We start from the raw sequence: 26456 nt of genomic DNA, 5'->3' as shown, positions 1-26456 counted from the left end.
TCTCTACAAGGCGGCCGTCGCAGCACTCGAAGGCACCCCCGCCGACCGCGTCACCTTCCTCGAAACCGGGCAGCACACCGCCAGGGACGAGGACAACAAGGTCGAGATCGTCCGACTCCTCAACGGCGCCGGACCCGCTCTCTACAAGGCGGCCGTCGCAGCACTCGAAGGCACCCCCGCCGACCGCGTCACCTTCCTCGAAACCGGGCAGCACACCGCCAGGGACGAGGACAATCGCGTCCTCATCGCTCAGATCATCAGCGCCGGCGGCCCCGAGGTGCGGAAGGCCGGCCTCGCCGCGCTGAACGGCACCCCCGAGGACCGCATCACCTTCCTCGAAACCGGGCAGCACGAGGCCCGTGCGAAGGACAAGGCCGCGGAAGAGGCCGCCGAGGGCGACAAGGGCGACGACGACAAGGGTGAGGAGGAGGGCGAGGACACCGGCTCGAAGCCCTCCGACGGCACGACTGGTACGACGGGGACGACCGGTACGACGGGGACCCCCGCCTCCACCTCGTCCTCCACCACCACCGGCAACGGGAACGTGACCGCGAACGGCAGCAGCCGCACCCTGGCTGCCACCGGCGCCGACTCCGACATCGCCCTGGCCGCCGGCGGCGCGTCCGCGGCGGTGGTCGCCGGTGCGGCTCTGCTGCTCGCCGCACGCAGGCGCCGCGCGGGCGACGAGGGCTGAGCCCTCCCCGCCGCAGACGGCGAACGCCCCCGCCGGTTCCGGCGGGGGCGTTCGTCGTGTGCGGCGGAGCGTGTCCTACGGCAGGTTGCGCGCCATGACGATGCGCTGGACCTGGTTGGTGCCCTCGTAGATCTGGGTGATCTTGGCGTCGCGCATCATGCGCTCGACCGGGTAGTCACGGGTGTAGCCGTAGCCGCCGAGCAGCTGGACCGCGTCCGTGGTGACCTCCATGGCCACGTCCGAGGCGAAGCACTTGGCCGCCGCGCCCTGGAAGGTCAGGTCGGCGTCGCCACGCTCCGACTTCGCCGCGGCCGCGTAGGTGAGCTGGCGGGCGGCCTCGATCTTCATGGCCATGTCCGCGAGCATGAACTGGACACCCTGGAAGTCGGCGATCGGCTTGCCGAACTGCTTGCGCTCCTGGACATAGCCCTTGGCGTAGTCGAGGGCGCCCTGGGCGATGCCGAGGGCCTGGGCCGCGATGGTGATGCGGGTGTGGTCCAGGGTCTTCATCGCGGTGGCGAAGCCGGTGCCCTCCGCGCCGATCATGCGGTCGGCGGGGATGCGGACGTTGTCGAGGTAGACCTCGCGGGTCGGCGAGCCCTTGATGCCGAGCTTCTTCTCCGGGGCGCCGAAGGAGACACCCTCGTCGGACTTCTCGACGACGAAGGCGCTGATGCCCTTCGAGCGCATCGAAGGGTCGGTGACGGCCATGACCGTGTAGTACTCGGAGACGCCGGCGTTGGTGATCCAGCGCTTCACGCCGTTGAGGACGTAGAAGTCACCGTCGCGCACGGCCTTCGTCTTCATGCCGGCGGCGTCCGAGCCGGCGTCCGGCTCGGAGAGGCAGTACGAGAACATCGCGTCGCCCTTGGCGAGGGGCGACATGTACTTCTGCTTCAGCTCCTCGGAGCCGGAGAGGAGCACGGGGAGCGAGCCGAGCTTGTTCACGGCCGGGATCAGGGAGGACGAGGCGCAGACGCGGGCCACCTCCTCGATCACGATGACCGTGGCGAGCGCGTCGGCACCGGCGCCGCCGTACGTCTCCGGGACGTGCACCGCGTGCAGGTCGGAGGAGACCAGAGCGTCGAGGGCCTCCTGCGGGAAGCGGGCCTCCTCGTCGACCGCGGCCGCGAACGGGAGGATCTTCGCCTCGGCGAGAGAGCGGACGGTCTCGCGGAGCATGTCGTGCTCCTCGGCCGGGCGGTACAGGTCGAAATCAGCGGTTCCCGCCAACGTCTCTCACTCCCCAATTTGTTAACTACCGTTAAGTACGTCGATTTTAGACGGCCGCCCCGTGACGGGCATACGTGAGTTTGGCGACAGCCTCCCGCCGCACAGCGAACCCTCCCCCACGACGGCCCGGATATGCTCGGGCGCGCACCTGCCTCGCATCAGTACTGGAGCACCGATGGCCCTCAAGATCACCGTGATCGGCACCGGATACCTCGGCGCCACGCACGCCGCGGCCATGGCGGAGCTGGGCTTCGAGGTGCTGGGGCTCGACGTGGTCCCCGAGAAGATCGAGATGCTGGCGGCGGGCAGGGTCCCGATGTACGAGCCCGGCCTGGAGGAGCTGCTGCGGCGGCACGTCGCCGGGCTCGAGGGCTCCAGCGGCAGGCTGCGCTTCACCACCTCGTACGAGGAGGCGGGCGCCTTCGGCGACGTCCACTTCGTGTGCGTGAACACGCCGCAGAAGCACGGCGAGTACGCGTGTGACATGACGTATGTCGACGCCGCCTTCGCCTCGCTCGCGCCGCACCTCGAGCGCCCCGCGCTGGTCGTCGGCAAGTCGACCGTGCCGGTCGGCTCGGCGGAACGGCTCGGCCGGATGCTGGCGGAGACGGCCCCGGCGGGCCCGGACGTGGAGCTGGCCTGGAACCCGGAGTTCCTGCGCGAGGGCTTCGCGGTCGACGACACCCTGCATCCCGACCGGATCGTGGTGGGCGTACAGAGCGGGCGCGCGGAGAAGCTGCTGCGGGAGGTCTACGCGACGCCGGTCGGCGAGGGTTCGCCGTTCGTCGTGACGGACTTCCCGACCGCTGAGCTGGTGAAGACCGCCGCGAACTCGTTCCTGGCGACCAAGATCTCGTTCATCAACGCGATGGCCGAGGTGTGCGAGGCCGCCGGCGGCGACGTGGTGAAGCTGGCCGAGGCGATCGGCCACGACGAGCGGATCGGGAAGAAGTTCCTGCGGGCCGGCGTCGGATTCGGCGGCGGATGCCTGCCGAAGGACATCCGCGCGTTCATGGCGCGCGCCGGTGAACTCGGTGCGGACCAGGCCCTGACCTTCCTGCGCGAGGTCGACTCGATCAACATGCGCCGCCGTGGGCACATGGTGGAGCTGGCGCGGGAAGCCGTCGGCGGGGGTTCGTTCCTGGGCAAGCGCGTCGCGGTACTCGGCGCGACGTTCAAGCCGGACTCGGACGACGTGCGGGACTCGCCGGCGCTGAACGTGGCCGGACAGATCCACCTCCAGGGCGGCCAGGTCACGGTCTACGACCCGAAGGGCATGCAGAACGCACGCCGCCTGTTCCCGACGCTCGGCTACGCGGACACGGCGCTGGAGGCGGTACGGGGCGCGGACGTGGTGCTGCACCTGACGGAGTGGCGCGAGTTCCGCGAGCTGGACCCGGCGGAGCTGAAGGAGGCGGTGGCGTCGCCGATCATCCTGGACGGGCGCAACGCGCTGGACTCCGGGGCGTGGCGGGGCGCGGGATGGACGTACCGGGCGATGGGCCGTCCGCGGGCGTAGTTCCCCCCACCCCGCCCTTTCCCGAAACCCCGCCGGGGGCAAGGGGTACCGGTTGACTGCGAATACCGGTAACTACCGAGGAGGAAGCATGAGCATCGCCAAGCTCGGAGCCGTCGTGCTGGACTGTCCCGATCCCGTCGCCCTCGCCCGCTTCTACGCCGAACTCGTCGGCGGGACGGTCAAGGACGACGGCGACGGGTGGGTGGACCTCGAAGGAGCCGACGGGGTGACTCTCGCGTTCCAGGCGGCACCGGGGTTCGTGCCGCCGAGTTGGCCCTCTGCCGAGAAGTCACAGCAGTTCCATCTGGACGTCACGGTCGACGACATGGACGACGCCGAGTCGAAGGTGCTGGCGCTCGGCGCCACCGTGCTGGACGCCGAGGACCGCAAGCGTTCGTTCCGCGTGTACGCCGACCCGGCCGGGCATCCGTTCTGCCTCTGCGCCGGCTGACGACGGGAACCGCTGTTCAGAGGTCCAGCGCGCCGATCACCGCCCGCGAGGGCGCTCGGCGAGGCTGGGCCGCGCGGGCGACGAACTCGGTGTCGCGCAGCGCCCGGGTCACGTTCGACCAGGTCATGGCCGTGACGTCGGAGTCCGGCCAGCCCCGCTCCAGGAGCTCGGCGATCAGCCCCCGTACGCAGGAGACGTCCTTCAGCCCGGCCTCGTGCACCGCGCCCGTGTCGTACGCACCGCTGAGTGCGACGGACTCCGGCCCGGCGATCTCGCGCACCCGGTCCAGCCGGTCGGCGGTCTCCGTGAGCGACCCGGCCGTGCACATCACCATGCAGACGCCGTGATTGGCGCGCAGCGCGCGCAGCACATCGTCCGGGACGGGCTCCGACTGGTGGGAGAGGACCACCGGCGCCCTGGTGATCGCGAGTGTGCGGCGCATGGTGTCGGGCGAGCAGCCGGAGAGATCGACGAGAACACCGAGCCGGTTCATCTCGCGGACCATCTCGTGGCCGAAGGGGGTGAGGCCGCTGCCTTGCGTCCAGCGCGTGCCCGCGAGGGTCACACTGCGCACCCCGAGCGTGTACACGGCGCGCAGTGCGGCGAGCGAGTCGCCGAGCGCCGGGCCCGCCATCGGGCCGAGGAGCGCGGCGACCCGGCCGCAGTTCCGGGCGTCCACGACGTCGTCGGTGCTGAACGCGAGCCGCAGGCCCTCGTCGCAGTCGGCCACCGTGGCACGTACCAGGTCGATCAGTTCCAGCGTGGCGGCGAGCGAGGGGGCACCCGCGCTGTCGTCCGGTCCCCGCAGGGACCAGAACTGGGCTCCGACGCCGCCGCGGCGCAGCCGCGGGACGTCGGTCTCCAGCAGGCTCTCGCCGGCTTCGAGGTCGTACCAGTGCATGCTCTGGAGCGTCGGGGCGAGACCGCTGTACCCGTCGATCAGCGGGTGGCCGCGCAGGAGTTCCCCGGCTCGCTTCAGCGGTTCGCCAGGAGCGGGAGCGGGAGCGGTATCGGTGGCCTGCTCGTTCGGATCGGGCGGCGCGGCCGCCGCAGCGTCGAGCGCGTCCAGGTCGTTCAGAGCATCGAGGTCGTCGAGGTCGTCGAGACCGTCGAGACCGACCGTGGTCAGGGACGAGGCGTCCTGCAGATCTGCCATGTGCCGCTCCGGGTTCGCCGGCGTGTGCCGTTACGCCAACCGTGGCACGGGAGCGGCAAGGGGTCGCGGCGAGTGGCGCGTTCGGGGTACGCGGCAGGGAGCCGCGTACCCCTGGCGCGGATCAGACCGCGTCGAGCACGTCGATCGTCACGTTCGACGGGCCGCGGGTGGTCTGCAGGTCGGCGGCCACGTCCTCGGCGGACCTCAGGGCACGGACCGCGTTCTGCCAGGTCAGCTTGGCCAGGTCGGTGTCCGACCAGCCGCGGCGCAGCAGCTCCGCGATCAGGTTCGGGTAGCCCGCGACGTCCTCCAGGCCGGCCGGTGTGAAGGCCGTCCCGTCGAAGTCGCCGCCGATGCCGATGTGGTCGATGCCGGCGACCTCGCGCATGTGGTCGAGGTGGTCCGCGACCGTGGCCGCGGTCGCGACCGGCCGCGGGTTGGACGCCTCGAACGCCTCGTGGATCTTCATCGCCCGGTCGGTGGTGTCCAGGTGGTGCAGACCGTGGGCGCGCATGTTCTCGTCCGCGGCGCGGGTCCAGTCGACCGCTGCCGGGAGGATGAACTTGGGGACGAACGTCGCCATGGCCACGCCGCCGTTGGCGGGCAGCAGGGCCAGTACCTCGTCGGGGATGTTGCGCGGGTGGTCGCAGACCGCGCGGGACGAGGAGTGCGAGAAGATCACCGGCGCGACGGAGGTGGCGAGCGCGTGACGCATGGTCGTCTCCGCGACGTGCGAGAGATCGACGAGCATGCCGATGCGGTTCATCTCACGGACGACCTCGTGGCCGAAGGCGGAGAGGCCGCCGACGCCGGGCCCGTCGGTCGCGGAGTCCGCCCAGGCGATGTTGTCGTTGTGCGTGAGCGTCATGTAACGCACGCCGAGCGCGTACAGGGCGCGCAGGGTGGCGAGCGAGTTGTTGATGGAGTGACCGCCCTCCGCGCCCATGAGCGAGGCGATCCTGCCCTCGTCGCGGGCGATCTCCATGTCCTCCGCGCTCAGGGCGCGCGCCAGGTCCGCGGGGTAGCGCTCGAGGAGCTGGTCGACGATGTCGATCTGCTCCAGCGTGGCACTGACCGCCGTGTCGCCTGCCATGTCGCTGCGGACGTAGACGGACCAGAACTGCGCGCCGACCCCGCCGCCGCGCAGCCGCGGGATGTCGGTGTGCAGCCTGCCCTTCTGGTCGGCCGCGATGTCCATGCGGTCGAGGTCGTAGCGGACGTGCTGTCGCAGCGCCCAGGGCAGGTCGTTGTGGCCGTCGACGACGGGGTGGGCGGCGAGCAGCTCGCGGGCCCGTCCGAGGAGATCCATGGGGGTGTCCATGCGCTGTTACTTCCCGGTTCCCGGCCGGCTACTTCCCGAAGCCGAAGGAGTCCGCGCCCGCGACCTTGGCGCGCAGTCGCTTGCCCTTCTCGGTGGCCTGGTCGTTCAGCTCCTGCTGGAAGTCCTTCATGCGGGCGAGCAGCTCGGCATCCTGCGTGGCGAGGATGCGGGCGGCCAGCAGTCCGGCGTTGCGCGCGCCGCCGACCGAGACGGTGGCGACAGGGACGCCGGCGGGCATCTGCACGATGGAGAGCAGCGAGTCCATGCCGTCGAGGTACTTCAGGGGGACGGGGACGCCGATGACCGGGAGCGGGGTGACCGAGGCGAGCATGCCCGGCAGGTGGGCCGCTCCCCCGGCGCCGGCGATGATCGCCTTGAGGCCGCGGCCGGCCGCCTCCTCGCCGTACGCGATCATCTCGCGCGCCATACGGTGCGCGGAGACGACGTCGACCTCGTACGGGATCTCGAATTCGTCAAGGGCCTGTGCGGCCGCCTCCATGACGGGCCAGTCGGAGTCGGAACCCATGACGATGCCAACGACAGGACTCATTCGGTGATCGTTCCTCGCAGATAGCCGGCGGCATGGCGGGCGCGCTCGAGCACGTCGGCCAGGTCGTCGCCGTATGTGTTGACGTGCCCCACCTTGCGGCCGGGCTTCACGTCCTTGCCATACATATGGATCTTGAGCTGTGGGTCCCGGGCCATGCAGTGCAGGTAGGCCGCATACATGTCCGGGTAGTCACCGCCCAGCACATTGCACATGACCGTCCACTTGGCGCGGGGGCGGGGGTCGCCCAGCGGCAGGTCCAGTACGGCCCGGACATGGTTGGCGAACTGCGAGGTGATCGCGCCGTCCTGGGTCCAGTGGCCGGAGTTGTGGGGGCGCATGGCGAGTTCGTTGACGAGGATGCGGCCGTCGGTCGTCTCGAAGAGTTCGACGGCGAGATGGCCGACGACGTCGAGTTCCTTGGCGATGCGCAGCGCGAGCTCCTGCGCCTGACCGGCCAGCTCGGGGTCGAGGTCGGGCGCGGGTGCGATCACGGTGTCGCACACACCGTCGACCTGCTGCGACTCGACGACCGGGTAGGCCACTGCCTGGCCGTGCGGGGAGCGGACGATGTTCGCGGCGAGCTCGCGGCGGAAGTCGACCTTCTCCTCCGCGAGGACCGGGACACCCGCCTTGAAGGGTGCCGCGGCGTCGTCCTCGCCGCGGACGAACCAGACGCCCTTGCCGTCGTAGCCGCCCTGCACCGTCTTGAGGATGACGGGGTAGCCCTCGCCCTCCTCGGCGAACGCCGTCACGTCGGCCGGGTCGGCCACGACACGGTGGCGTGGGCAGGGGACACCGATCTCCGTGAGCCTGGCGCGCATCACCCCCTTGTTCTGGGCGTGCACCAGGGCGTCCGGACCGGGCCGGACGCTCACACCCCGCGCCTCCAGGGCGCGCAGGTGCTCGTAGGGCACATGCTCGTGGTCGAAGGTGATCACGTCACAGCCGCGCGCGAACTCGAGGAGCGTGTCCAGGTCGCGGTAGTCGCCGACGACGACATCGCTCACCACCTGGGCCGCAGAGTCCTGATGGGTGTCACTGAGGAGCTTGAACTTCAGGCCGAGGGGGATACCCGCCTCATGGGTCATGCGGGCGAGCTGACCGCCGCCGACCATGCCGACTACCGGGAACGTCACTCTCCTAGGGTATCCGCCCAGCCGACGGGCCCCGACTTCCGTAGATTCACACAAATGCGACCGGCGCGTGGTATGCGGGAGCGGCCGCGAGTACGACCCTCGGGCACAACATCATCCTCAGGGCCCACAGGCACCACGGGAGGTCGCTGGTTACAGTGACGGTGACGACACATGCCCGACATGCCGATCCGATGAGGCTGGACTCTCCCTATGAGTGAACGAGGCGGAAGGCTGCGGGGGCGGCTGCACCAGCTCATCCGGGAGGTGGCCAAGTTCGGCGCGGTGGGCGGGGCGGGGCTGCTCGTCAATCTCGCGGTGTTCAACCTCGTACGACAGGTGACCGAGATCCCGGTCGTCCGGGCGTCGGTCCTGGCGACGGTCGTCGCGATCGCCTTCAACTACGTGGGCTTCCGCTACTTCGCCTACCGCGACCGCGACAAGAGCGGCCGCACCCGCGAGCTGACCCTGTTCCTGCTGTTCAGCGCCGTCGGCCTGGTGATCGAGAACGGTGTCCTCTACGCGGCGACGTACGGCTTCGGATGGGACACCCCGCTGCAGAGCAACGTCTTCAAGTTCCTCGGCATCGGCGTCGCCACGCTGTTCCGCTTCTGGTCGTACCGCACCTGGGTGTTCCGGGCCCTGCCCGCCCGGGAGACCGCGCGGACACCCGGATCCAAGGCCGCCGAGTCCCTCGTCGAGCAGCGCCGCCGCACGCGGTCGGAGCCGGCGCGGGACCGCGTCGCCCCCTGACCCGCCGGGCCGGGACGAACGCGCTCCGCGCTATCTGACCGTCGGCTTCTCGTCCTTGCGCTTCTTCGCCATCCGGCTGAGGAAGAGCGCGAACACCGGCGGATGCTGCTGGAGCAGTTCCAGCCGCCCGCCGTCCGCCTCCGCGAGGTCGCGGGCGACCGCGAGGCCGATGCCCGTGGAGTTGCGGCCGCTGATGGTCCGTTCGAAGATCCGCGCGCCGAGGTCGCCGGGCACGCCGGGCCCCTCGTCGGTCACCTCCACCACCGCCTGGTTGCCGGTGACCCTGGTGCGCACGGCGACGGTTCCCCCGCCGTGCATGAGGGAGTTCTCGATCAGTGCCGCGAGCACCTGGGCCACCGCGCCGGGCGTGCCGACGGCCTGCATGCCCTGACGGCCCGAGCAGACGATGGCCCGGCCGGTGCTCCGGTAGACGGGACGCCACTCCTCGAGCTGCTGCTTGACGATCTCGTCCAGGTCGAAGACGACGGCGGAGCCGGTACGCGGGTCGCGGGAGTTCGTCAGCAGTCGCTGGACCACGTCGGTGAGCCGCTCGACCTGGGTGAGGGCGATGCTCGCCTCCTCCTTCACGGTCTCCAGGTCGTCGGTGACGGTGATCTCCTCGAGCCGCATGGACAGCGCGGTCAGCGGCGTACGGAGCTGGTGCGACGCGTCCGCGGCGAGCCGCCGCTCGGCGGTGAGCATCCGGGCGATCCGCTCCGCGCTGGCGTCGAGCACGTCGGCGACCCGGTCCAGCTCCGGCACGCCGTAACGGCGGTGACGTGGCCGGGGATCGCCGGACCCGAGGCGTTCCGCGGTCTCCGCGAGATCGGTGAGGGGCGAGCCGAGCCGATGGGCCTGGCGCACGGCGAGCAGTACGGCAGCCACGACGGCGAGCAGCGCGACCGCGGCGATGATCAGCAGAGACCTGCCGACCTCCTCGTACACCGACGAGCGGGACTCCTCCACGGTGACCGTGCTGTTCCGCTCGCCCACGGCGGTGCCGCGGATGACGTTGCCCGAGGGCGGCTCGCCGATCTCGATGGTGCCCCGGCCCGGAATGCGGATCAGTGCGTAGCGGGTGATGTCGCCCTGCTCCGCGAGGATGTCCGGATTGACCGGCTCGCCGCCCACCAGCCGGCTCTCGACGATGCTGACGAGCCGCAGCGCGTCGGAGTCCACGCTCTCCTGGGCGCTGCTGCTGATGGTGCGCGTCTCGACCAGCACGAGCGAGACGCCGAAGACGGCGATGACGACGAGTACGACGGCGAGCGTGGAGGTGATCAGACGGCGGCGCATGGTGCCTTGAGTATCAGGACTTCTCGAAGCGGAAGCCGACGCCGCGCACGGTGGCGATGTAGCGGGGGTTCGCGGCGTCGTCGCCGAGCTTCTTGCGCAGCCAGGAGATGTGCATGTCGAGGGTCTTGGTGGACGACCACCAGGTGGTGTCCCAGACCTCGCGCATCAGCTGGTCGCGGGTGACGACCCGTCCGGCGTCCCGGACCAGGACCCGCAGGAGGTCGAATTCCTTGGCCGTCAGCTGCAGTTCCTCGTCGCCCATCCAGGCGCGGTGCGACTCGACGTCGATCCTGACGCCGTGGGTGGCGGGCGCGGCGACGGGCTCGGTGGCGCCGCGCCGCAGCAGTGCCCGGACACGGGCGAGCAGTTCGGCGAGCCGGAAGGGCTTGGTGACGTAGTCGTCGGCGCCCGCGTCCAGGCCGACGACGGTGTCCACCTCGTCGGCGCGTGCGGTGAGCACCAGGATGGGGATGGCGTGGCCCTCCGCGCGCAGTCGGCGGGCGACCTCGAGGCCGTCCATGCCGGGCAGCCCGAGATCCAGCACGACGAGATCCACGCCGCCGGTGAGTCCCGCGTCGAGCGCGGTCGGACCGTCCTCGCGTACCTCGACCTCGTATCCCTCCCGGCGCAGGGCGCGGGCCAGCGGTTCCGAGATGGATGCGTCGTCCTCGGCGAGCAGTACACGGGTCATGTCGTGATGGTAGTCCGCGCGGACCGGCCGCCGGGGCGTGATCGACAAGACCTGCGGCTGTGGGATGCGATCCTGATTAGGACCTTCGATTATGGGCAGGCGGTTCCCGGTTCACCTGTGATCCATGTCTCAAGTCCTTCCATATGCCGCACTGTCGTGTCGTATGGTGGCTAGACGCCCGTAGTACGACTGGGGGACCTTTGGCTGCTCCACGCGCCAAGGGTCTCTTTTCTGTACGAAGGTCGGAACCGGTACCGTTCCTCCCGTTTCGAGTCCGACCTGACGCAGTCAATGACCTGTTGGCCGGGCTCCGGGTGCGACTCAGTGCCCGGGGCGTGGATCCCGGTACGGACCGTTCCCAGCCTCCGCCCGCGGAGGAACCCCGACGGCGTGGGGTGGACCGTCTCCGTACCGGTGCCGGCCTCCCCCCACCGGGCGCGTACCGCTCACGAAGCGCCGCGTCCCGAGCAAGCAAGGATCGACCATGGCGTCCAGCCTGACGAAGGACTCCGCCAGTACGCCTGGCAGCGAGAAGACCTTCTTCGGCCACCCCCGCGGTATGGCCACTCTCTTCATGACGGAGATGTGGGAGCGTTTCTCCTGGTACGGAATGCGCGCCATCCTCGTCCTCTATCTGGTCGCGGAAGTCCTCGACGGCCGGCTCGAGGAGCGCGAGGCTCTGGCGGTATCCATCTACGGCGTCTACAACGCCGTCGTCTACATGGCCGCCATGCCCGGCGGCTGGGTCGCGGACCGTCTGTGGGGTGCCCGCAAGGCCGTTCTGGTCGGCGGCATCGTCATCGCCCTGGGCCACTTCACGCTGGCTCTGCCCTCGGACACCGCGTTCTTCGCGGGTCTCACCCTCATCGCGGCCGGTACCGGTCTGCTGAAGCCGAACATCTCGGCCATGGTCGGCGGCCTGTACGAGGGTCAGTCCGGCGCCCGTCGCGACGCCGGTTTCACCCTCTTCTACATGGCGATCAACATCGGCGGCATGGTCGCCCCGCTGCTCGTCGGCTACCTCGGTGAGCACGTCAACTGGCACCTCGGCTTCGCCGTCGCCGGTATCGGCATGACCCTGGCCGTCGTGCAGTACGTCCTCGGCGGCCGCCACCTCGGCGACATCGGCAAGGAGCCGGGCACCCCGGCGACGCCGGAGGAGAAGCGCACCGTCCTGCGCAAGGTTCTGCTGTGGTCCGGCCTGGCCGTGGCCGCGCTGGTGCTCGACATCGCGCTCGGCACGTACGACATCGAGCACATCGTGAACATGCTCGCGGTCCTCGGCATCGTGGTGCCCGTCGTCTACTTCGTGACGATGTACCGCAACCCGGCGCTGACCGCCCAGGACAAGCCGAAGATCCAGGCGTTCATGTGGTTCTTCGCCACCGCCGTCCTGTTCTGGATGATCTACGACCAGTCCGGTTCGCTGCTGACGCTGTTCGCGGACAACAAGACCGACCGCATGATCGGCGGCTGGGAGTTCCCGGCATCGTGGTACCAGTCGGTGAACCCGGCCATGGTCATCGTGCTGGCGCCCATCTTCGCCACGCTGTGGGTCAAGCTGGCCAAGCGCAACCGCGAGCCCAGCACCCCGATGAAGTTCGCGCTCGCGATGCTCCTCATCGGCGGCTCCTTCGCGATCATGGGTCTGGCGGGCGCCGCGGCCGCGGGCAGCGACTCCGGCAAGGTCACCGTCTTCTGGCTGCTGAGCGTCTACCTCGCCCAGACCATCGGTGAGATGTGCCTGTCCCCGGTGGGCCTGTCCCTGTCGACCAAGCTGGCGCCGAAGCAGTTCGTCGGCCAGATCATGGGTCTGTGGTTCCTGGCCACCGCCACGGGCAACGCCCTCAACGGCTGGACCACGAAGCTCAACAAGCCGCTGGGCGACGCCGCGTACTACTCGATGTGGGCGGTCATCGCGATCGCCGCGGGCCTCACGTTCATGATGGCCGGACGGAAGATCCGCGCTCTCATGGGCGACGTGCGCTGACACGAGTCGAGCCCTGCGAACGGGCCGCCGCACCTGAACCGGTGCGGCGGCCCGTCGCCGTTCTCAGCGCAGCCCGCGCAGACGCTGCCACGGAGTGAACGTGAACACCGCGCCGCCGAGCAGGATCACCGTGCCGGCGACGAGGGCGAGGGCGCGCAGCGCGCCGGCGTCCTCGGCGCCGGTCTGGGCGAGGCCGCCGCTGGTGCCGCTGCCGGAGGTGCCCGCCGTTCCGCTCGACCCTCCGGACGTGGACGTGCCCCCGGAGGCGCCGCCGGGCTGGGCCGAGGTGTCGAGCTCCAGCGAGACCTTGACGTCGGCGGGCGGCGTGCACGTGGTGGTCGTACCGAGGGCCTTGACGGTCAGTACGCCTGGGCTGAGTGTCGCCTTGCCGGTGGCGCCGGGCTTGTACGTACCCGTCAGGTCGGGGATCTCGATGGGCTCTCCGGACTTGATGGGTTCCTTGTTGCTGGGGCCCTCGACGTGGACGAAGCCCTTGTCCGCGCCGCCGAGCGCGACCTCCATGGACGGCTTGACCGAGTCGGCCGGGATGTCGGCGGGGCTGTCCATGACGGACTTGGAGAACTTCACGGTGAGGTCGTAGCTCCCCCCGTTCCTGACGGCGTTGATCTTCACCGGGGAGACCGCGTTCTTGTCGCCGATGGGTGTCTTGCAGGAGTACGCGACCTCGACCTCCTTGCCCTCGAAGTCGGTGGGGCCGGGGGCCGGGTCGCCACCGCCGGAGGTGCCGCCGGAGGTGCCACCGGAGGACGTTGTTCCGCCGTCGCCGCCGGAAGTGGTGCCGCCCGACGAGGTTCCGCCGGAGGTGGTTCCGCCGGAGGTGGTTCCGCCGGAGGTGGTGCCGCCCGAGGTGGTGCCGCCCGACGTCGTACCGCCGGAGGTGGTGCCTCCCGAGGTGGTGCCGCCGGAAGTGCCGCCTCCGCCGTCCGTCACCTTGATCGTCGCGCCGACCCGGACCGCTTCCTTCGGCGAGCACTTGGTGTCCGTCGAGATCGGCTTCGAGACGTTGATGTCATAGGCGCCCGGCGTCAGCGTGACCTCGCCGGCCTTCTCCAGTGTCAGGGTGCCTTTCATGTCGGGCAGCACCATCGGGCTGTTCTTCGGGATCGGCGGGTTCTGCCGCGGACCCTCCATCTTCAGCTCGCCGCTCGCGGCGCCGCCCAGCGTGATCGTGCCGGTCGGTTTCACCGTGTCCTTTTCCAGGTCGAGGATGTCCGGGTTCTTCGACGCCGCCTCCACGGTCTTCCAGACCACCTCGACCTTGTCGCCGACCTTCGCCTCCGCGGGGGCGGTGATCTGCACCTTGGTGGTCCCCTGCACGGGCGGAAGGCCGGAGATGGGCGGCGGAACGCATTCCGTCGCGTACGAGACCTCGGCGGCCTGGGCGGGGCTCGCCGCCAGCAGGATCCCCGCGCCGCCGAGCATCAGCGCGACTCCGGCCGCGCTCATCCTCCGTTGCGTACTCACGAATGTCCCTTCGTCGTGGGCCGGTTCTCTGACGGTGCGGAGTCAGGGTCTTGGGGTGCCGCTGGGGGTGCCGCCACGGGTTTCCCCCCGGGCGCGCGGAGGGCGTGGCGTGGCCCGGGGGGCCGGAGCCGGTCGACGACGGCCATCCCGATCCGGAACAGGGCGGCCGGTACGACCAGAGCCAACAGGATCCAGAAGGCCGTCACGCCCCAGGGCCACGGAACGCCCCACGGCTGCTCGGCGAGCACCTTGCTGCCGTACTTCAACGAGACCGAGTAGTCCCCGTGCGCACCGGCCGAGAGCTGCACGGGCAGCGTGATCCGTGCCTTGCCTCCGGGTTTGATCGTGCCGCGCCACTGCTGCTCCTCCCACTGCGGGGCGAACACGCCGTGGGCCGTGCCGATCTGGAAGACCGGATCCTTCACGGGGCCGGTCCCGAGGTTGCCGACGGTGAACTCCAGGGTGCGCGAGGGAGGTGCGCCGAAGATCACGAGGAGGCCCGATCCGCCTTCGAGCCGTGTCGTGGAGAGCACGGCCAGTCTGCCGCCGCCGGTCTGCTCGGGCAGCGGTGCGACGGGGTGGCCCGCGACGGCGAACTCGGCGTCGACTACCTGCTGTTCGCCCGTGACGGTGGCGACGTGCACGACGCAGGGGCACGGTACGGGCGGCTCCGCGACCGGCAGCTTCTTGCTGAAGGAGCCCTCGGAGTCGGTGGTGACGGCGCGGCCGTCCGCGTTCGCGCAGGAGTTGGTGCCCCCGATGACACCGTCGACGGGGGTGGCCCGGCCGCAGACGAGCAGCATGAGCAGGGTGCCGGGCCGCCAGCCGGTGCCAGTGACGGTGAGGTCGCCGCCTTTGCCGGCCTGCGGAGCGGAGAGACGCACGTCGGGGCCGGGCGGGGCAGGTGCGGCAGCGAGCGCGAGTGCGGCAGGGGCAGGGGGAGCGGCAGCGGCAGCGGCAGCGGCAGCGGAGAGGACGAACAGGACGGCGACGACGACGGCCGACGCGCGGCGCGGTCCCCTCTGCCGCGGCCCGGTGGCGCCTGCCCGCGCCCGCCCGGCCGCACGCAGGCCGGGGACGGCGGAGAGAAGACGGGGGAAGGGGCCCGGCATTGTCAGCCTCCTGTCTTCTCGGCGCGGCGGCGGAGCCACAGAGGGACGGGCAGGAGCAGAAGCAGGAGCAGTGGCAGTACGGCGGGCCAGGGCACGAACGTCCTGGTCACCGTGGCCCCGGTGCGGACGCCGCCCGCCGCCGTCACGTCCAGCCGGAAGTCGACGCGGTCCAGCGCCGGCGGGTCCCATCGCTCCGTCAGCGACACCCGTCGCGCCGGCGGGAGCCGATCGAGGTCGCGGGCCGGGCGGGCGACAGGTGCGCCGAAGAGGCCGTCGGTGCGCAGGGAGACGCGGGGCGACAGGGTGGTGTTGCCGCGGTTGACGAGTGTGTAGTGGACGGACCCGTCGGAGATGGACACGTCCTCGACCGTCAGGGCCGCGACCTCGGGGCCGCTCACACGCAGTCGTACGCGGACCGCTTTCTCGCTGCCGCCGGCCGCCGCCGTGATCGTCGCCGTCCGCTCGCCGGGCGGGGTGTCGGTGGGGACGGTCACCGTGAAGGGGATCTCCGCCCGGGTGCGGGCCGGGATCGTCACCTCGTCGGCGGCGAGGGCGATCCACGGTGACGGGGCGCGTGGCGTGCGCATGTCCACCGTGAGTGCCTCCGGCCCCGGATTCGTCACGGCGACACGGTCCTCGAGCACCGCGCCGGGGCCGCCTTCCAGATACACCTGGGCCCGACCCAGCGCCCAGCCGGGTTCCGGCGGTGCGGCCGGGGCCGGTGCGCCGAGCACGGCGAGCACGAGGGCGAGCGCGGCCCGCACGGTCAGCCCGCGGTCCGGCCGCCGCCGCGCGCGGCGCCGCGTCGGGTCAGCCAGAGGACACCGGCCGCGCCGGTCAGCACAACCGTTCCACCGAACGTGCCGAGCGCCATCGCCGAGTCCAGCGGGCCGGTCCTCGGGAGTTCGGGCGCGGACTGCGACCCCGTGCTGCCGCCCGTCGCCGTGGCGTCGAGCTCGAGGGAGGGACGCGGGCTGTTGTTCGGCGTGCAGGTCGTGGTCGTGCCGAGCGCCTTGATGGTCAGCACGCCCGCCGTGAAGGTGACCTTGCCGCTCTTCCTCGGGGTGTAGGTGCCGGACAGGTCGCTGATCCTGATCGGCGTGTTCGCGGGTACGGCCGCCGCGTTGGACGGCCCGGACACCTGCACCTTCCCCGTCTCCGCGCCACCCAGCTCGATGACGGCGCTGGGCTTCATGGCGCCCTTGCCGAGTTCGACGGGGCTGGAGGAGACGCCCTTCTTGAAGGACATGGTGAGTTTGTAGGCGCTGCCGTTCTTCACGGCGGTGATGTCGATCGGCGAGACCGCGCCCTTCGGGCCGATCGGGGTCTGGCACCGGTAGTCGACGTCGACGACGGTGGCGTGCGCGGCGGGGGCGGCGGTCATCAAGGCCGCCGGGGCCACTACCGCTGCTGCCAGCGCGAGAGCTGTTCGTTTCTGGTACGACACGTCGGATCCCCTCGGCCGCACTTAACTGACGACACATCAGATCGGGCGCTCAAGGTACGCCCGAGGCCTTGGGGAGGGAAGACAAAGAGCACGCCGTATCGACGTGCTCCACAAAGAGGTTCCGGAATCGCTCAGGCCGGGGCGGACAGCTCCGCCCACACCGTCTTGCCCGGCGAGCCCGGGGTCCTGACGACCCCCCAGTCCATGCAGAGCCGCTGGACGATGAACATGCCGTGCCCGCCGGGCCGCCCGGCGCGGTGGGGGGTGCGCGGCGCCGGTTGGCCGGTGCCGCGGTCGGCGACCTCCAGGCGCAGCACCTTGCCGTCGCAGCCGACGCGCAGTTCCTCCGGACCCTCCGCGTGCAGGCAGGCATTGGTGACCAGCTCGGAGACCACGAGAAGGACGTCCTCCGCGGCAGCCCTCCGGTCGGCTGTCGCCGCGGGCAGCCAGCCCCAGTCGTGGAGGGCCTGCCTCGTGAAGTCGCGGGCAAGGGGAACAATGCCGCTGGCCGCGCCCAGGGCAAGCCTGCGCACGGAGCCGCCAGGGGCACCCGTGGCCCCGGGGGCGGGTACGGCCGGTGCCGCGCCGGCGCCACCCGGCTCAGGGCCGAGGTCGCCCGGCTGCTGCTGCCGGGTGGTGCTCATCAGCGCTTCACCTCACCGATTCACCGAATCACCAGTTCGCCAGTTCTCATTGGTCTCAATACGCAGAGTGCTGGGCGTTCAACGTTCTGCGGGGGTACTCCTGCCCGACCGAATCGTGACAACACCCACACGATCGACCCGGCCCGCGTGATGCGGGCAACAGGGGGCACTTCAGTGGACGAGGGCGTCCTCGAGAGAGTCATGGACGGTGAAGACCGCCTCGGCCCCGGTGATCTCGAAGACCCTGGCCACCACAGGCAGCATCCCGGCCAAGTGAACCCCTCCCCCGTCGGCCTCGGCCTTCAGCCTGGCGCCGAGCAGAACATTGAGTCCGGTGGAATCGCAGAACTCGAGCTGCGAGCAGTCGACGACCAGGCGTACGCGACCCTGCTCGATCGCCTCCTCCAAGGGCGCACGCAGCAATTCGGCGGTGTGGTGATCCAGCTCACCCACCGGTTTCACGATTTCGCTGCGGCCCTCGGTCCGAACCTCGACCTGAAGGCGGCCCCGATTTACGCTGCCGACCGTCTCGCGGTCCATGCCGTCCCTTTTCGCCGTGTCGTTCACTGCGTCGTTCACTGCATCGTCCACTGCGTCGTCCACCGTGCCGTACATCACATCAGCCACCGCGCACAGGCGGCACTGAGCCCGTCGAACCCTACGCCCTCCCCGCGCACTCCGGTAGCCGAACTAACCGACAATACGGACACCTGTCGCATATGCCACTTGCGATCGACCTGGCCGACCCGGTAGGGCTAGTAGGGACACAACCAACACGGCCGGCTTTGGAGGCGCCGCTCACCGCAGCAGCATGTATGGGCTTCGGCAGCCATATGCCGAGAACGATGGAGGAGACCATGTCACCCCGGCTCGACGAACCGCGTACCCCCCACGCGCCGTCGACAACGTCCACCCCCACCGACGAACAGGCCGCGGCCCCTCAGGGCCTCGAGGGCCTGCCGGAGATCCCGCCCTTCGGCGAGGTGGGAGCGCTCGACGCCCGAGAGCTGTCCAAGACGCTCTTCTCGCGCCTCGCGTCCCTCGAGGAGGGCACGCACGAGTACGCGTACGTCCGCAACACCCTTGTCGAGCTGAACCTCGCGCTGGTCAAGTTCGCCGCCTCCCGGTTCCGCACCCGCAGCGAACCGATGGAGGACATAGTCCAGGTCGGCACGATCGGTCTGATCAAGGCGATCGACCGCTTCGAACTCAGCCGCGGTGTCGAGTTCCCCACCTTCGCGATGCCGACCATCATCGGCGAGATCAAGCGCTTCTTCCGCGACACCAGTTGGTCGGTGCGGGTGCCGCGCCGGCTGCAGGAGCTCAGGCTGGACCTCGCGAAGGCCGGCGACGAGCTGTCCCAGCAGCTGGACCGCGCACCCACCGTCGACGAGCTCGCCCGGCGTCTCGAGATCGGCAGGGACGAGGTCGTCGAAGGCATGGCGGCGAGCAACGCGTACACCGCCAGCTCGCTGGACGCCCAGCCGGAGGACGACGACAGCGAGGGCGCCCTCGCCAACCGGATCGGCTACGAGGACCACGGGCTCGAGGGCATCGAGTACGTCGAATCGCTCAAGCCGATGATCGCGAGCCTTCCGCCGCGGGACCGCCAGATCCTCTCGCTCCGGTTCGTCGCCAACATGACGCAGTCGGAGATCGGCGAAGAACTCGGCATCTCGCAGATGCACGTGTCCCGGTTGCTGTCCCGGACGCTGCGCAGGCTCCGCAAGGGCCTGACGCTCGAGGAGTGACCCGGCTCCCCCTGCCGCGGGGGTCTGCCGCAGCGGACCTGTAAGGGCCCATTCCGTCAAGGAGTGGGCCCTTCCCCGTCGTTGACCGGGCGGTCCCGCCCCAGGGCCCGTGCAGGCCCCCGCTGCCGGCGGACGACGGGAGCATCGACGCTGGACTCCCAGCTCATGCCGCCGAGCAGGCCGATGGTTCGCATGCGGCCACTGTCGCATGTCGCGGGCGGCGAACCCGGAGCGATTGACGAGACTTGGGCGGACCCGGCCCGGCACCGGCCGCCCGCAGGAGAGGACAACGTCATGCCCCCAGTCATCGCAGTCACCGGAGCGAGCGGCCGCGTCGGCGGCCGGGTGGCGCGCCGTCTCTCCGATGCGGGCACCGCGACCCGGCTGATCGGCCGCGACCCGACACGACTGCCGGAACTGCCGGGCGCGGTACCCGCCCGCCCCGCCGAGTACGGCGACGGCGAGGCGATGCGGCGGGCCCTGGAGGGCGCGGAGACGCTCTTCCTGGTCTCCGCGCACGAGGCGCCGGGCCGGGAGAAGGACCACTGCACGGCCGTGGACGCGGCGGTCGCGGCCGGCGTCGAGCGGATCGTGTACGTGTCGTTCACGGGCGCCGCGCCTGACGCGACGTTCACGTTCGCCCGCGACCACTGGCACACCGAGCAGTACATCCGCTCCTGCGGGGTACGGCACACCTTCCTGCGGGACAACTTCTACCTGAGCGCGATTCCCGCCATGACGGGCAAGGACGGTGTGCTGCGCGGCCCGGCCGGGCAGGGGCGGGTCGCCGCCGTCGCCCACGACGACATCGCCGACTCGGCGGCCACGGTGCTGCTGGACGGCACCCGCAGCCACGACCGGGTCGTGTACGACCTCACCGGCCCGGTCGCGTTCACGCTGACGGAGGCCGCGGAGACGCTCGGCGAGGTCACCGGGCGCACCGTGCGCTACCACCTGGAGTCCCGCGACGAGGCGTACGCCTCACGGGCCGGGTACGGCGCGCAGGAGTGGGAGGTGACGGGCTGGGTCAGCTCGTACGAGGCCATCGCGGTCGGCGAGATGGCCACCGTGTCCGACGCCGTCCCCCGTCTGACCGGCCACCCGGCCCAGGGCCTGCGCGACTACCTCGCCGCCCACCCGGCCGGCTGGCGCCACCTGCTGCCGTAGGCCGGGCGGGGCGTTGCCGGCGGGCGGTGTCCGCTCACGGTCCGGCCGCCGCGCCGGCCGACCACCGGCCGACCACCACTCGCCGACCACCACTCGCCGACCACCGGCCGACCACCACTCGCCACCCTCCGAACGACCGGCCGCCGCCCGTCCGTGGAGCACCGCGCGCCGCAGGGAGCCGGACATCATGCGCCTGGCCCCCCGCGGGCTCACCGACGCCGCGACCGGTGGGTATCTCCGCGTCCCGCTGGACACGGCAATGACGCACACACCTGCGCCCGGGCCGAGTTCGGCTCCCGGCGCCGGGACCTCGCGATCACGGCGCGGGCAGGGCGGTACGGCTCGGCCGAACGGAACGGCCCCTCCGGCTGCGACGGCTGCGACGGCTGCGACGGCTGTGCGCCGGACGGTCAGACCACGCGGCGGCCGGCCCGCCACACCTCGCGCACCAGCGGAACACCCGGCCGGTAGGCGAGGTGGACGTGGCTCGGGGCGTCGAGGACGACGAGGTCCGCGCGGGCGCCGGGGCGCAGACGGCCGACGTCGGTGCGGCGCAGGGCGGCCGCGCCGCCGGCCGTGGCGGACCACAGGGCCTCGTCCGGGGTCATCCCCATGTCCCGTACGGCCAGGGCGATGCAGAACGGGACGGAGGACGTGAACGACGAGCCGGGGTTGCAGTCCGTCGACAGCGCGACCGTCACACCCGCGTCGACGAGGCGTCGGGCGTCGGGCCACTCGGCGCGGGTGGAGAACTCCGCTCCGGGGAGCAGCGTCGCGACCGTCGCGCTGTGCGCGAGCGCGTCGACGTCGGCTTCGGTGAGGTGGGTGCAGTGGTCGGCGGAGGCGGCGTCCAGTTCCACTGCGAGCTGCACGCCGGGGCCGTAGGTGAGCTGGTTGGCGTGGACGCGGGGGGTGAGGCCCTTCGCCTTGCCCGCGGTGAGGATCGCCCGGGCCTGGTCGCCGTCGAACGCGCCCTTCTCGCAGAAGACGTCGACCCAGCGGGCGTGCGGGGCGCAGGCGTCGAGCATCTCGCCCGTCACGAGGGCGACGTAGGCCGCCGGGTCGTCGGCGAGGTCGGGGGACACGATGTGCGCGCCGAGGTACGTGACCTCGTCGGTGTGGCGCGCGGCGATCCGCAGGGCGCGGGCCTCGTCCTCGACGGTCAGGCCGTAGCCGGACTTGGTCTCCATGACGGTGGTGCCCTGGCGCAGCGCCTCCGCGAGGTAGCGGGCGACGTTGGCGTCGAGCTCGGCGTCGGTCGCGGCACGGGTCGCGGCGACGGTGGTGCGGATACCGCCGGCGGCGTAGGCCTGCCCGGACATCCGGGCGTTGAACTCGGCGGTGCGGTCGCCGGCGAAGACGAGGTGGGAGTGCGAGTCGACGAAACCGGGGATCACGGCCCGGCCTCCGGCGTCGAGCCGGTTGTCAGTGGCGGGTGCTTTGCTGTTCTCACCGATCCAGGCGACGCGGTCGCCGTCGATGACGACGGCCGCGTCCCGGATCAGTCCGAGGGGGGATCCGTCACCGAGGGAGGGGTCGTTGGTGACCAGGCTGGCGATGTTGGTGATGACGGTGGCCGTCGCCGCGACGGCGCTGTTCGTCGTCGCGGGGGCGGGCGTCGCCGGGGCGTTGTTCGTCGTCTCGGGACCGCTGTTCATGATGCGGGGTGTCTCCTTCAGCCGTGCAGTGCGGCGATCGCGTCCGTCAGGGCTCGGGGTACGTCCGGGACGGTCGTGTGGACCCCGTCCCGTACGACATGGCGGCCGCCCACGACCGTATGGCGCACATCCGCTGCCGACCCGGCGAATACCGCTGTCTCGGCTCCCAGACGCGGCGGTGGCCCCGCTGTCCTGACGGTGTCCAGTGCGAGGGTGGTGAAGTCCGCGAGCGCGCCGCGTTCCAGGCGGCCCGCCTCGTGCCAGCCCAGCGCGGCGTGGCCGTCGGCCGTGGCGGCCCGCAGCAGGGCGGCCGCCGTCCAGTGGCCGCGGGTGCGGGACCGCAGGCGCTCGTCGAGTTCCATCGCCCGCGCCTCCTCGAAGATGTCGATCACGGCGTGGCTGTCGCTGCCCAGGGAGAGGGGCGAGCCCGCGGCCTGGAGGGCGGGTGCGGGGCCGATGCCGTCGGCGAGGTCGCGTTCGGTCGTGGGGCACATGCAGGTGCCGGTGGCCGTGCCGCCGAGCAGCGCGATGTCGTCGTCCGTGAGGTGCGTGTTGTGGACGCCGGTGGTGCGTGCGCCGAGCACGCCGTGGTCGGCCAGCAGCCTGGTGGGCGTGCGGCCGTGGGCGGCCAGGCAGGCGTCGTTCTCCGCGGTCTGCTCGGAGAGGTGGACGTGGAGGGGTGCCTCACGGGTGGATGCCCAGGCGGCGACCGTCGGCAACTGGTCCGCGGGGACGGCGCGTACGGAGTGGATCGCGGCCCCGATCCGTACGTGGTCGCCGTCCTTGAGCGCGTCGGCCCGCTCGGCCCAGGCGTCCGCCGTGCCGTCGCAGAAGCGCGACTGGTGGTGGTTGGGAGGCTGTCCGAATCCGGCCGACAGGTAGGCCGTGTCGAGGAGCGTGATCCGGATGCCCGCCTCGCCGGCGGCCGCGATCAGTGCCTCGCCCATTGCGTTGGGGTCGGCATAGGGGACACCGCCCGGCGCGTGGTGCAGATAGTGGAACTCGCCGACGGCGGTGATGCCGGCGAGCGCCATCTCGGCGTACGTCGCGCGCGCGAGCGAGTAATAGCTTTCGGGGGTGAGTCTCTGCGCCACGTCGTACATGACGTCGCGCCATGCCCAGAATGAATCAGGCGCCCGCTCGCCGCCTGCTCCCCGCCCACTCGGGGACGGTCCGGTGCCTGATCCGACCTGCACCGTGCCGCGCAGCGCACGGTGGAAGGCGTGTGAGTGGGCGTTCGCGAGGCCGGGAAGTGTGAGGCCGCGCAGCACCTCCGCGCCCGGCGGCGGGGCACCGGCCCCTTCGCGTATGGCGGTGATGCGGCCGCCTCGCACGTCCAGGGCCACGCCCGGCTCGACGCGGTCGCCGAGCCAGGCGTGCTCCAGCCAGTACGTCGTCACCTGCACGCCAGACCCTCCAGTACGTCGGCGAGTGCGATCACCCCGGCCACGCAGTCGTCCTCGGCCGCCGACTCGGCCGGGGAGTGCGAGACGCCGGTGGGGTTGCGTACGAACAGCATGGCGGTCGGGACGGACGTGGAGAGGATTCCCGCGTCGTGTCCCGCGCCCGTGCCGAGCACGGGGACGGCCCCGCCGAGGATCTTGTTCAGCTCGTCGCGCAGGGCGTGCTCGAACTCGATCACCGGCGTGAACGACTCCCGCACGACCGAGAGGTCCACGCCGTCGCGCTCCGCGCGCTCCCGGGCGGCCTGTTCCACCGCTGCGACGACCGTGTCGAGCGTCGCCTGGTCGGGGGCGCGGGAGTCCAGCCAGCCGCGGACGAGGGACGGGATGGCGTTGACGCCGTTCGGCTCGACGGAGATCTTGCCGAAGGTGGCGACCGCGCCCGCGAGTTCCGCCTCACGGCGGGCGGCGAGGACGGTCTCCGCGTACGTCAGCATCGGATCGCGCCGGTCGACGAGACGGGTGGTGCCGGCGTGGTTGGCCTCGCCGGCGAAGTCGAACCGCCAGCGGCCGTGGGGCCAGATCGCGGACGCGATGCCGACGGCGTCACCGGTGAGGTCGAGGGCGCGCCCCTGCTCGACGTGCAGCTCCACGAACGCGCCGATACGGGCGAGGCGTTCGGGATCGGGGCCGATGGCGGCCGGGTCGTGGCCGGCGGCCTCCATGGCCTCGGGGAGGCTGGTCCCGTCCGCGTCGGTCAGTTCGTACGCCTTCTCCCGCGTCAGCTGCCCGGCGGCGAGCCGGGAGCCGACGCAGGCGAGCCCGAACCTGGCGCCCTCCTCGTCACCGAAGTTGGTGATGGCGAACGGCCGGTGGAACTCCGCTCCCCTGCGACGGAGTTCGTCGAGCGCGGCGAAGGACGACACGACGCCGAGGGGCCCGTCGAAGGCTCCGCCGTCGGGGACGGAGTCGAGGTGCGAGCCGGTGACGACGGCGTCGCCGGCGGTGGGATCGCCGAGCCAGGCCCACTGGTTGCCGTTGCGGTCGACCTCGTGGGCGAGCCCGCGGGCCTCTGCCTGCGCCCGGAACCAGGCACGGCAGTCCTGGTCCGCGGCGGTCCACGCGTACCGGCGGTAGCCGCCGGTGTCCGCGTTGCGGCCGATGGCGCGCAGGTCGTGCCACATCTCGTGGAAGGAGGTGTGGCCCTGCCCCGCTCCCTCACCGTTCCCGGACGCCGGGGCGGCGGTTTCCGGCGCCGCCCCGGAGTGCGGGCCGTTCGGGGAACCGGCGGCGCCGGGGAGCGAGGTCACGCGTCACCCTCGCGCATCGGGATGCGGACGCCCTTGGCGTCGGAGACCGACTCCGCGATGTCGTAGCCCGCGTCGACGTGGCGGATCACGCCCATGCCCGGGTCGTTCGTCAGGACGCGGCGGATCTTCTCGCCCGCCAGCTTGGTGCCGTCGGCAACCGACACCTGGCCCGCGTGGATCGAGCGGCCCATGCCCACGCCGCCGCCGTGGTGGAGGGAGACCCACGACGCGCCGGAGGCGACGTTGACCATGGCGTTCAGCAGCGGCCAGTCGGCGATGGCGTCGGAGCCGTCGAGCATCGCCTCGGTCTCGCGGTAGGGGGAGGCGACGGAGCCGCAGTCGAGGTGGTCGCGGCCGATGGCCAGCGGGGCGGCCAGCTCGCCGCTCGCCACCATGTCGTTGAAGCGCTCACCGGCGCGGTCGCGCTCGCCGTAGCCGAGCCAGCAGATGCGTGCGGGCAGGCCCTGGAAGTGGACGCGCTCGCGGGCCATCTTGATCCAGCGGTGCAGGGACTCGTTCTCCGGGAAGAGGTCGAGGATCGCCTTGTCGGTCTTGGCGATGTCCGACGGGTCGCCGGAGAGCGCGGCCCAGCGGAACGGTCCCTTGCCCTCGCAGAACAGCGGCCGGATGTAGGCCGGTACGAAGCCGGGGAAGTCGAAGGCGCGGCTGTATCCCGCCAGTTGTGCCTCGCCGCGGATCGAGTTGCCGTAGTCGAAGACCTCGGCGCCGGCGTCCATGAAGCCGACCATCGCCTCGACGTGCCGGGCCATGGACTCACGCGCGCGGGTGGTGAAGCCGGCCGGGTCCTTCGCCGCGTACGAGGCCATGTCGTCGAAGTCGACGCCGGCCGGCAGGTAGGACAGCGGGTCGTGGGCCGAGGTCTGGTCGGTGACGATGTCGATGGGCGCGCCCTCGGCGAGCATGCGGGGCAGCAGGTCGGCGGCGTTGCCGAGGAGGCCGATGGAGAGCGGCCGGCGGGCGTCCCGGGCCTCGACGGCGAGGGACAGCGCGTGCTCGAGGGAGTCGGCGCGCACGTCCAGGTAGCGGTGCTCGATGCGCCGCTCGATGGCACGGGGGTCGCAGTCGATGCAGATGGCGACGCCGTCGTTCATGGTGACGGCGAGCGGCTGGGCGCCGCCCATGCCGCCGAGGCCGGCGGTCAGGGTGATCGTCCCCGCGAGTGTCCCGTCGAACTTCTTCGCCGCGACGGCCGCGAAGGTCTCGTACGTGCCCTGAAGGATGCCCTGGGTGCCGATGTAGATCCACGATCCGGCGGTCATCTGCCCGTACATGGTGAGGCCGAGGGCCTCCAGGCGCCGGAACTCCTCCCAGTTCGCCCAGTCGCCGACCAGGTTGGAGTTGGCGATGAGGACGCGCGGCGCCCACTCGTGCGTCTGCATGACGCCGACGGGGCGGCCCGACTGGACGAGCATGGTCTCGTCCTGCTTGAGCGTCTTGAGGGTGCGGACCATCGCGTCGAAGGAGCGCCAGTCCCGCGCCGCCTTGCCGGTGCCGCCGTAGACCACGAGCTTGTCGGGGTGCTCGGCGACCTCGGGGTCGAGGTTGTTCTGCAGCATGCGCAGGGCTGCTTCCTGCTGCCATCCCAGGGCGCTCAGTTCGCTGCCGCGCGCTGCCCGTACGGGGCGGGGTCCTGACATGGCGGTGCCTCCTCGCGATGATGTGTCGATTTTC

25 protein-coding genes are annotated in these 26456 nt (G+C 71.2%); 7 read left to right on the top strand and 18 right to left on the bottom strand.

Annotated features, from left to right (window positions below):
* The coding region (locus tag ACFYV1_RS32500; RefSeq protein ID WP_389399232.1) for an ALF repeat-containing protein at positions 1-694 on the top strand (694 nt) is incomplete at its 5' end.
* 75 nt (positions 695-769) lie between these two features.
* Here the strand turns inward: ACFYV1_RS32500 and ACFYV1_RS32495 are convergent.
* Positions 770-1927, bottom strand: a complete 1158-nt coding sequence (locus ACFYV1_RS32495) for an acyl-CoA dehydrogenase (RefSeq protein ID WP_389399231.1) — start codon at positions 1925-1927, stop codon at positions 770-772.
* Between the two features lie 175 nt (positions 1928-2102).
* Here ACFYV1_RS32495 and ACFYV1_RS32490 point away from each other — a divergent pair, with 175 nt between their 5' ends.
* Both ACFYV1_RS32490 and ACFYV1_RS32485 read left to right on the top strand, forming a co-directional pair.
* Positions 2103-3446: a UDP-glucose dehydrogenase family protein gene (locus tag ACFYV1_RS32490; RefSeq protein ID WP_389399230.1), complete on the top strand. Its 1344-nt coding sequence runs from the start codon at positions 2103-2105 to the stop codon at positions 3444-3446.
* Positions 3447-3534: 88 nt separating this feature from the next.
* Complete coding sequence (locus tag ACFYV1_RS32485) at positions 3535-3897, top strand: VOC family protein (RefSeq protein ID WP_389399229.1); 363 nt, start codon at positions 3535-3537, stop codon at positions 3895-3897.
* A gap of 16 nt (positions 3898-3913) precedes the next feature.
* On the opposite strand, the gene ACFYV1_RS32480 is transcribed toward ACFYV1_RS32485, so the two are convergent.
* From ACFYV1_RS32480 to ACFYV1_RS32465, 4 genes are all read right to left on the bottom strand, one after another.
* Positions 3914-5053 (bottom strand): membrane dipeptidase, encoded by a 1140-nt coding sequence (locus ACFYV1_RS32480; protein ID WP_389399228.1) that lies wholly within the window; start codon positions 5051-5053, stop codon positions 3914-3916.
* A gap of 121 nt (positions 5054-5174) precedes the next feature.
* A complete protein-coding gene (locus tag ACFYV1_RS32475) occupies positions 5175-6362 on the bottom strand; it encodes a dipeptidase (protein WP_389399276.1) in 1188 nt (395 codons plus the stop codon).
* Between the two features lie 40 nt (positions 6363-6402).
* The gene (gene purE, locus ACFYV1_RS32470; RefSeq protein WP_389399227.1) at positions 6403-6924 is read right to left on the bottom strand and encodes a 5-(carboxyamino)imidazole ribonucleotide mutase; all 522 of its coding nucleotides are present in this window, start codon (positions 6922-6924) and stop codon (positions 6403-6405) included.
* On the bottom strand, positions 6921-8114 hold the full coding sequence (locus ACFYV1_RS32465) for a 5-(carboxyamino)imidazole ribonucleotide synthase (protein ID WP_389399226.1): 1194 nt from the start codon (positions 8112-8114) through the stop codon (positions 6921-6923). Before ACFYV1_RS32465 ends, purE begins: the two co-directional genes overlap by 4 nt.
* A 156-nt stretch (positions 8115-8270) precedes the next feature.
* Between ACFYV1_RS32465 and ACFYV1_RS32460 the strand changes: the two genes are divergently transcribed.
* Positions 8271-8810, top strand: a complete 540-nt coding sequence (locus ACFYV1_RS32460) for a GtrA family protein (RefSeq protein WP_389399225.1) — start codon at positions 8271-8273, stop codon at positions 8808-8810.
* 30 nt (positions 8811-8840) lie between these two features.
* On the opposite strand, the gene ACFYV1_RS32455 is transcribed toward ACFYV1_RS32460, so the two are convergent.
* Together ACFYV1_RS32455 and ACFYV1_RS32450 are read right to left on the bottom strand one after the other, a co-directional pair.
* Positions 8841-10106: an ATP-binding protein gene (locus ACFYV1_RS32455; RefSeq protein WP_389399224.1), complete on the bottom strand. Its 1266-nt coding sequence runs from the start codon at positions 10104-10106 to the stop codon at positions 8841-8843.
* A gap of 13 nt (positions 10107-10119) precedes the next feature.
* Entirely contained in the window at positions 10120-10797 is a 678-nt protein-coding gene (locus tag ACFYV1_RS32450) for a response regulator transcription factor (RefSeq protein WP_389399223.1), read from the bottom strand.
* 484 nt (positions 10798-11281) lie between these two features.
* On the opposite strand from ACFYV1_RS32450, the gene ACFYV1_RS32445 reads away from it, so the two are divergent.
* Positions 11282-12787: a peptide MFS transporter gene (locus ACFYV1_RS32445; RefSeq protein WP_389399222.1), complete on the top strand. Its 1506-nt coding sequence runs from the start codon at positions 11282-11284 to the stop codon at positions 12785-12787.
* Between the two features lie 63 nt (positions 12788-12850).
* Here ACFYV1_RS32445 and ACFYV1_RS32440 read toward each other — a convergent pair whose 3' ends face one another.
* From ACFYV1_RS32440 to ACFYV1_RS32415, 6 genes are all read right to left on the bottom strand, one after another.
* Positions 12851-14254 (bottom strand): hypothetical protein, encoded by a 1404-nt coding sequence (locus ACFYV1_RS32440; protein ID WP_389399221.1) that lies wholly within the window; start codon positions 14252-14254, stop codon positions 12851-12853.
* 14 nt (positions 14255-14268) lie between these two features.
* The gene (locus tag ACFYV1_RS32435; protein WP_389399220.1) at positions 14269-15384 is read right to left on the bottom strand and encodes a hypothetical protein; all 1116 of its coding nucleotides are present in this window, start codon (positions 15382-15384) and stop codon (positions 14269-14271) included.
* A gap of 2 nt (positions 15385-15386) precedes the next feature.
* Positions 15387-16148 carry a hypothetical protein gene (locus tag ACFYV1_RS32430; RefSeq protein ID WP_389399219.1) on the bottom strand — a complete coding sequence of 254 codons (762 nt, stop codon included), beginning with the start codon at positions 16146-16148 and terminating at the stop codon, positions 15387-15389.
* 2 nt (positions 16149-16150) lie between these two features.
* On the bottom strand, positions 16151-16831 hold the full coding sequence (locus ACFYV1_RS32425) for a peptidase (protein ID WP_389399218.1): 681 nt from the start codon (positions 16829-16831) through the stop codon (positions 16151-16153).
* Positions 16832-16962: 131 nt separating this feature from the next.
* Positions 16963-17475, bottom strand: a complete 513-nt coding sequence (locus ACFYV1_RS32420; RefSeq protein WP_389399217.1) for an ATP-binding protein — start codon at positions 17473-17475, stop codon at positions 16963-16965.
* 171 nt (positions 17476-17646) lie between these two features.
* Complete coding sequence (locus tag ACFYV1_RS32415; protein ID WP_389399275.1) at positions 17647-18015, bottom strand: STAS domain-containing protein; 369 nt, start codon at positions 18013-18015, stop codon at positions 17647-17649.
* 317 nt (positions 18016-18332) lie between these two features.
* Between ACFYV1_RS32415 and ACFYV1_RS32410 the strand changes: the two genes are divergently transcribed.
* Positions 18333-19226, top strand: coding sequence for an RNA polymerase sigma factor SigF (locus tag ACFYV1_RS32410; RefSeq protein WP_389399216.1), 894 nt, complete (start codon positions 18333-18335; stop codon positions 19224-19226).
* Positions 19227-19282: 56 nt separating this feature from the next.
* On the opposite strand, the gene ACFYV1_RS32405 is transcribed toward ACFYV1_RS32410, so the two are convergent.
* Positions 19283-19420, bottom strand: a complete 138-nt coding sequence (locus ACFYV1_RS32405; RefSeq protein WP_389399215.1) for a hypothetical protein — start codon at positions 19418-19420, stop codon at positions 19283-19285.
* Positions 19421-19520: 100 nt separating this feature from the next.
* Between ACFYV1_RS32405 and ACFYV1_RS32400 the strand changes: the two genes are divergently transcribed.
* Positions 19521-20393, top strand: coding sequence for an NAD(P)H-binding protein (locus ACFYV1_RS32400; protein ID WP_389399214.1), 873 nt, complete (start codon positions 19521-19523; stop codon positions 20391-20393).
* A gap of 410 nt (positions 20394-20803) precedes the next feature.
* Here the strand turns inward: ACFYV1_RS32400 and hutI are convergent, their stop codons facing one another.
* The 4 genes from hutI to hutU form a co-directional block, all read right to left on the bottom strand.
* Positions 20804-22051 (bottom strand): imidazolonepropionase, encoded by a 1248-nt coding sequence (gene hutI / locus ACFYV1_RS32395; protein ID WP_389399213.1) that lies wholly within the window; start codon positions 22049-22051, stop codon positions 20804-20806.
* Positions 22052-22068: 17 nt separating this feature from the next.
* Entirely contained in the window at positions 22069-23457 is a 1389-nt protein-coding gene (locus ACFYV1_RS32390) for a formimidoylglutamate deiminase (protein WP_389399212.1), read from the bottom strand.
* Positions 23448-24638: an allantoate amidohydrolase gene (locus tag ACFYV1_RS32385; RefSeq protein ID WP_389399274.1), complete on the bottom strand. Its 1191-nt coding sequence runs from the start codon at positions 24636-24638 to the stop codon at positions 23448-23450. Before ACFYV1_RS32385 ends, ACFYV1_RS32390 begins: the two co-directional genes overlap by 10 nt.
* A 122-nt stretch (positions 24639-24760) precedes the next feature.
* Entirely contained in the window at positions 24761-26422 is a 1662-nt protein-coding gene (gene hutU / locus ACFYV1_RS32380; protein ID WP_389399211.1) for a urocanate hydratase, read from the bottom strand.
* Positions 26423-26456 lie beyond the last annotated feature (34 nt).

Origin of the sequence: Streptomyces sp. NPDC003023 (assembly GCF_042888225.1) — a bacterium.
Taxonomy (GTDB): domain Bacteria; phylum Actinomycetota; class Actinomycetes; order Streptomycetales; family Streptomycetaceae; genus Streptomyces.
Note: the sequence above shows the minus strand (reverse complement) of the source record. Positions and strands in the feature narration are given on the sequence as shown.

Bases quoted from the DNA above. Each gene is read 5' to 3' on its own strand.
- hutI (WP_389399213.1), bottom strand. From the start codon at position 22,051: ATGAACAGCGGTCCCGAGACGACGAACAACGCCCCGGCGACGCCCGCC.
- ACFYV1_RS32400 (WP_389399214.1), top strand. From the start codon at position 19,521: ATGCCCCCAGTCATCGCAGTCACCGGAGCGAGCGGCCGCGTCGGCGGC.
- ACFYV1_RS32405 (WP_389399215.1), bottom strand. From the start codon at position 19,420: ATGCGAACCATCGGCCTGCTCGGCGGCATGAGCTGGGAGTCCAGCGTC.
- ACFYV1_RS32385 (WP_389399274.1), bottom strand. From the start codon at position 24,638: ATGTGGCACGACCTGCGCGCCATCGGCCGCAACGCGGACACCGGCGGC.
- ACFYV1_RS32490 (WP_389399230.1), top strand. From the start codon at position 2,103: ATGGCCCTCAAGATCACCGTGATCGGCACCGGATACCTCGGCGCCACG.
- ACFYV1_RS32455 (WP_389399224.1), bottom strand. From the start codon at position 10,106: ATGCGCCGCCGTCTGATCACCTCCACGCTCGCCGTCGTACTCGTCGTC.
- ACFYV1_RS32410 (WP_389399216.1), top strand. From the start codon at position 18,333: ATGTCACCCCGGCTCGACGAACCGCGTACCCCCCACGCGCCGTCGACA.
- ACFYV1_RS32485 (WP_389399229.1), top strand. From the start codon at position 3,535: ATGAGCATCGCCAAGCTCGGAGCCGTCGTGCTGGACTGTCCCGATCCC.
- purE (WP_389399227.1), bottom strand. From the start codon at position 6,924: ATGAGTCCTGTCGTTGGCATCGTCATGGGTTCCGACTCCGACTGGCCC.
- hutU (WP_389399211.1), bottom strand. From the start codon at position 26,422: ATGTCAGGACCCCGCCCCGTACGGGCAGCGCGCGGCAGCGAACTGAGC.
- ACFYV1_RS32445 (WP_389399222.1), top strand. From the start codon at position 11,282: ATGGCGTCCAGCCTGACGAAGGACTCCGCCAGTACGCCTGGCAGCGAG.
- ACFYV1_RS32420 (WP_389399217.1), bottom strand. From the start codon at position 17,475: ATGAGCACCACCCGGCAGCAGCAGCCGGGCGACCTCGGCCCTGAGCCG.
- ACFYV1_RS32435 (WP_389399220.1), bottom strand. From the start codon at position 15,384: ATGCCGGGCCCCTTCCCCCGTCTTCTCTCCGCCGTCCCCGGCCTGCGT.
- ACFYV1_RS32440 (WP_389399221.1), bottom strand. From the start codon at position 14,254: ATGAGCGCGGCCGGAGTCGCGCTGATGCTCGGCGGCGCGGGGATCCTG.
- ACFYV1_RS32450 (WP_389399223.1), bottom strand. From the start codon at position 10,797: ATGACCCGTGTACTGCTCGCCGAGGACGACGCATCCATCTCGGAACCG.
- ACFYV1_RS32415 (WP_389399275.1), bottom strand. From the start codon at position 18,015: ATGGACCGCGAGACGGTCGGCAGCGTAAATCGGGGCCGCCTTCAGGTC.
- ACFYV1_RS32460 (WP_389399225.1), top strand. From the start codon at position 8,271: ATGAGTGAACGAGGCGGAAGGCTGCGGGGGCGGCTGCACCAGCTCATC.
- ACFYV1_RS32480 (WP_389399228.1), bottom strand. From the start codon at position 5,053: ATGGCAGATCTGCAGGACGCCTCGTCCCTGACCACGGTCGGTCTCGAC.
- ACFYV1_RS32475 (WP_389399276.1), bottom strand. From the start codon at position 6,362: ATGGATCTCCTCGGACGGGCCCGCGAGCTGCTCGCCGCCCACCCCGTC.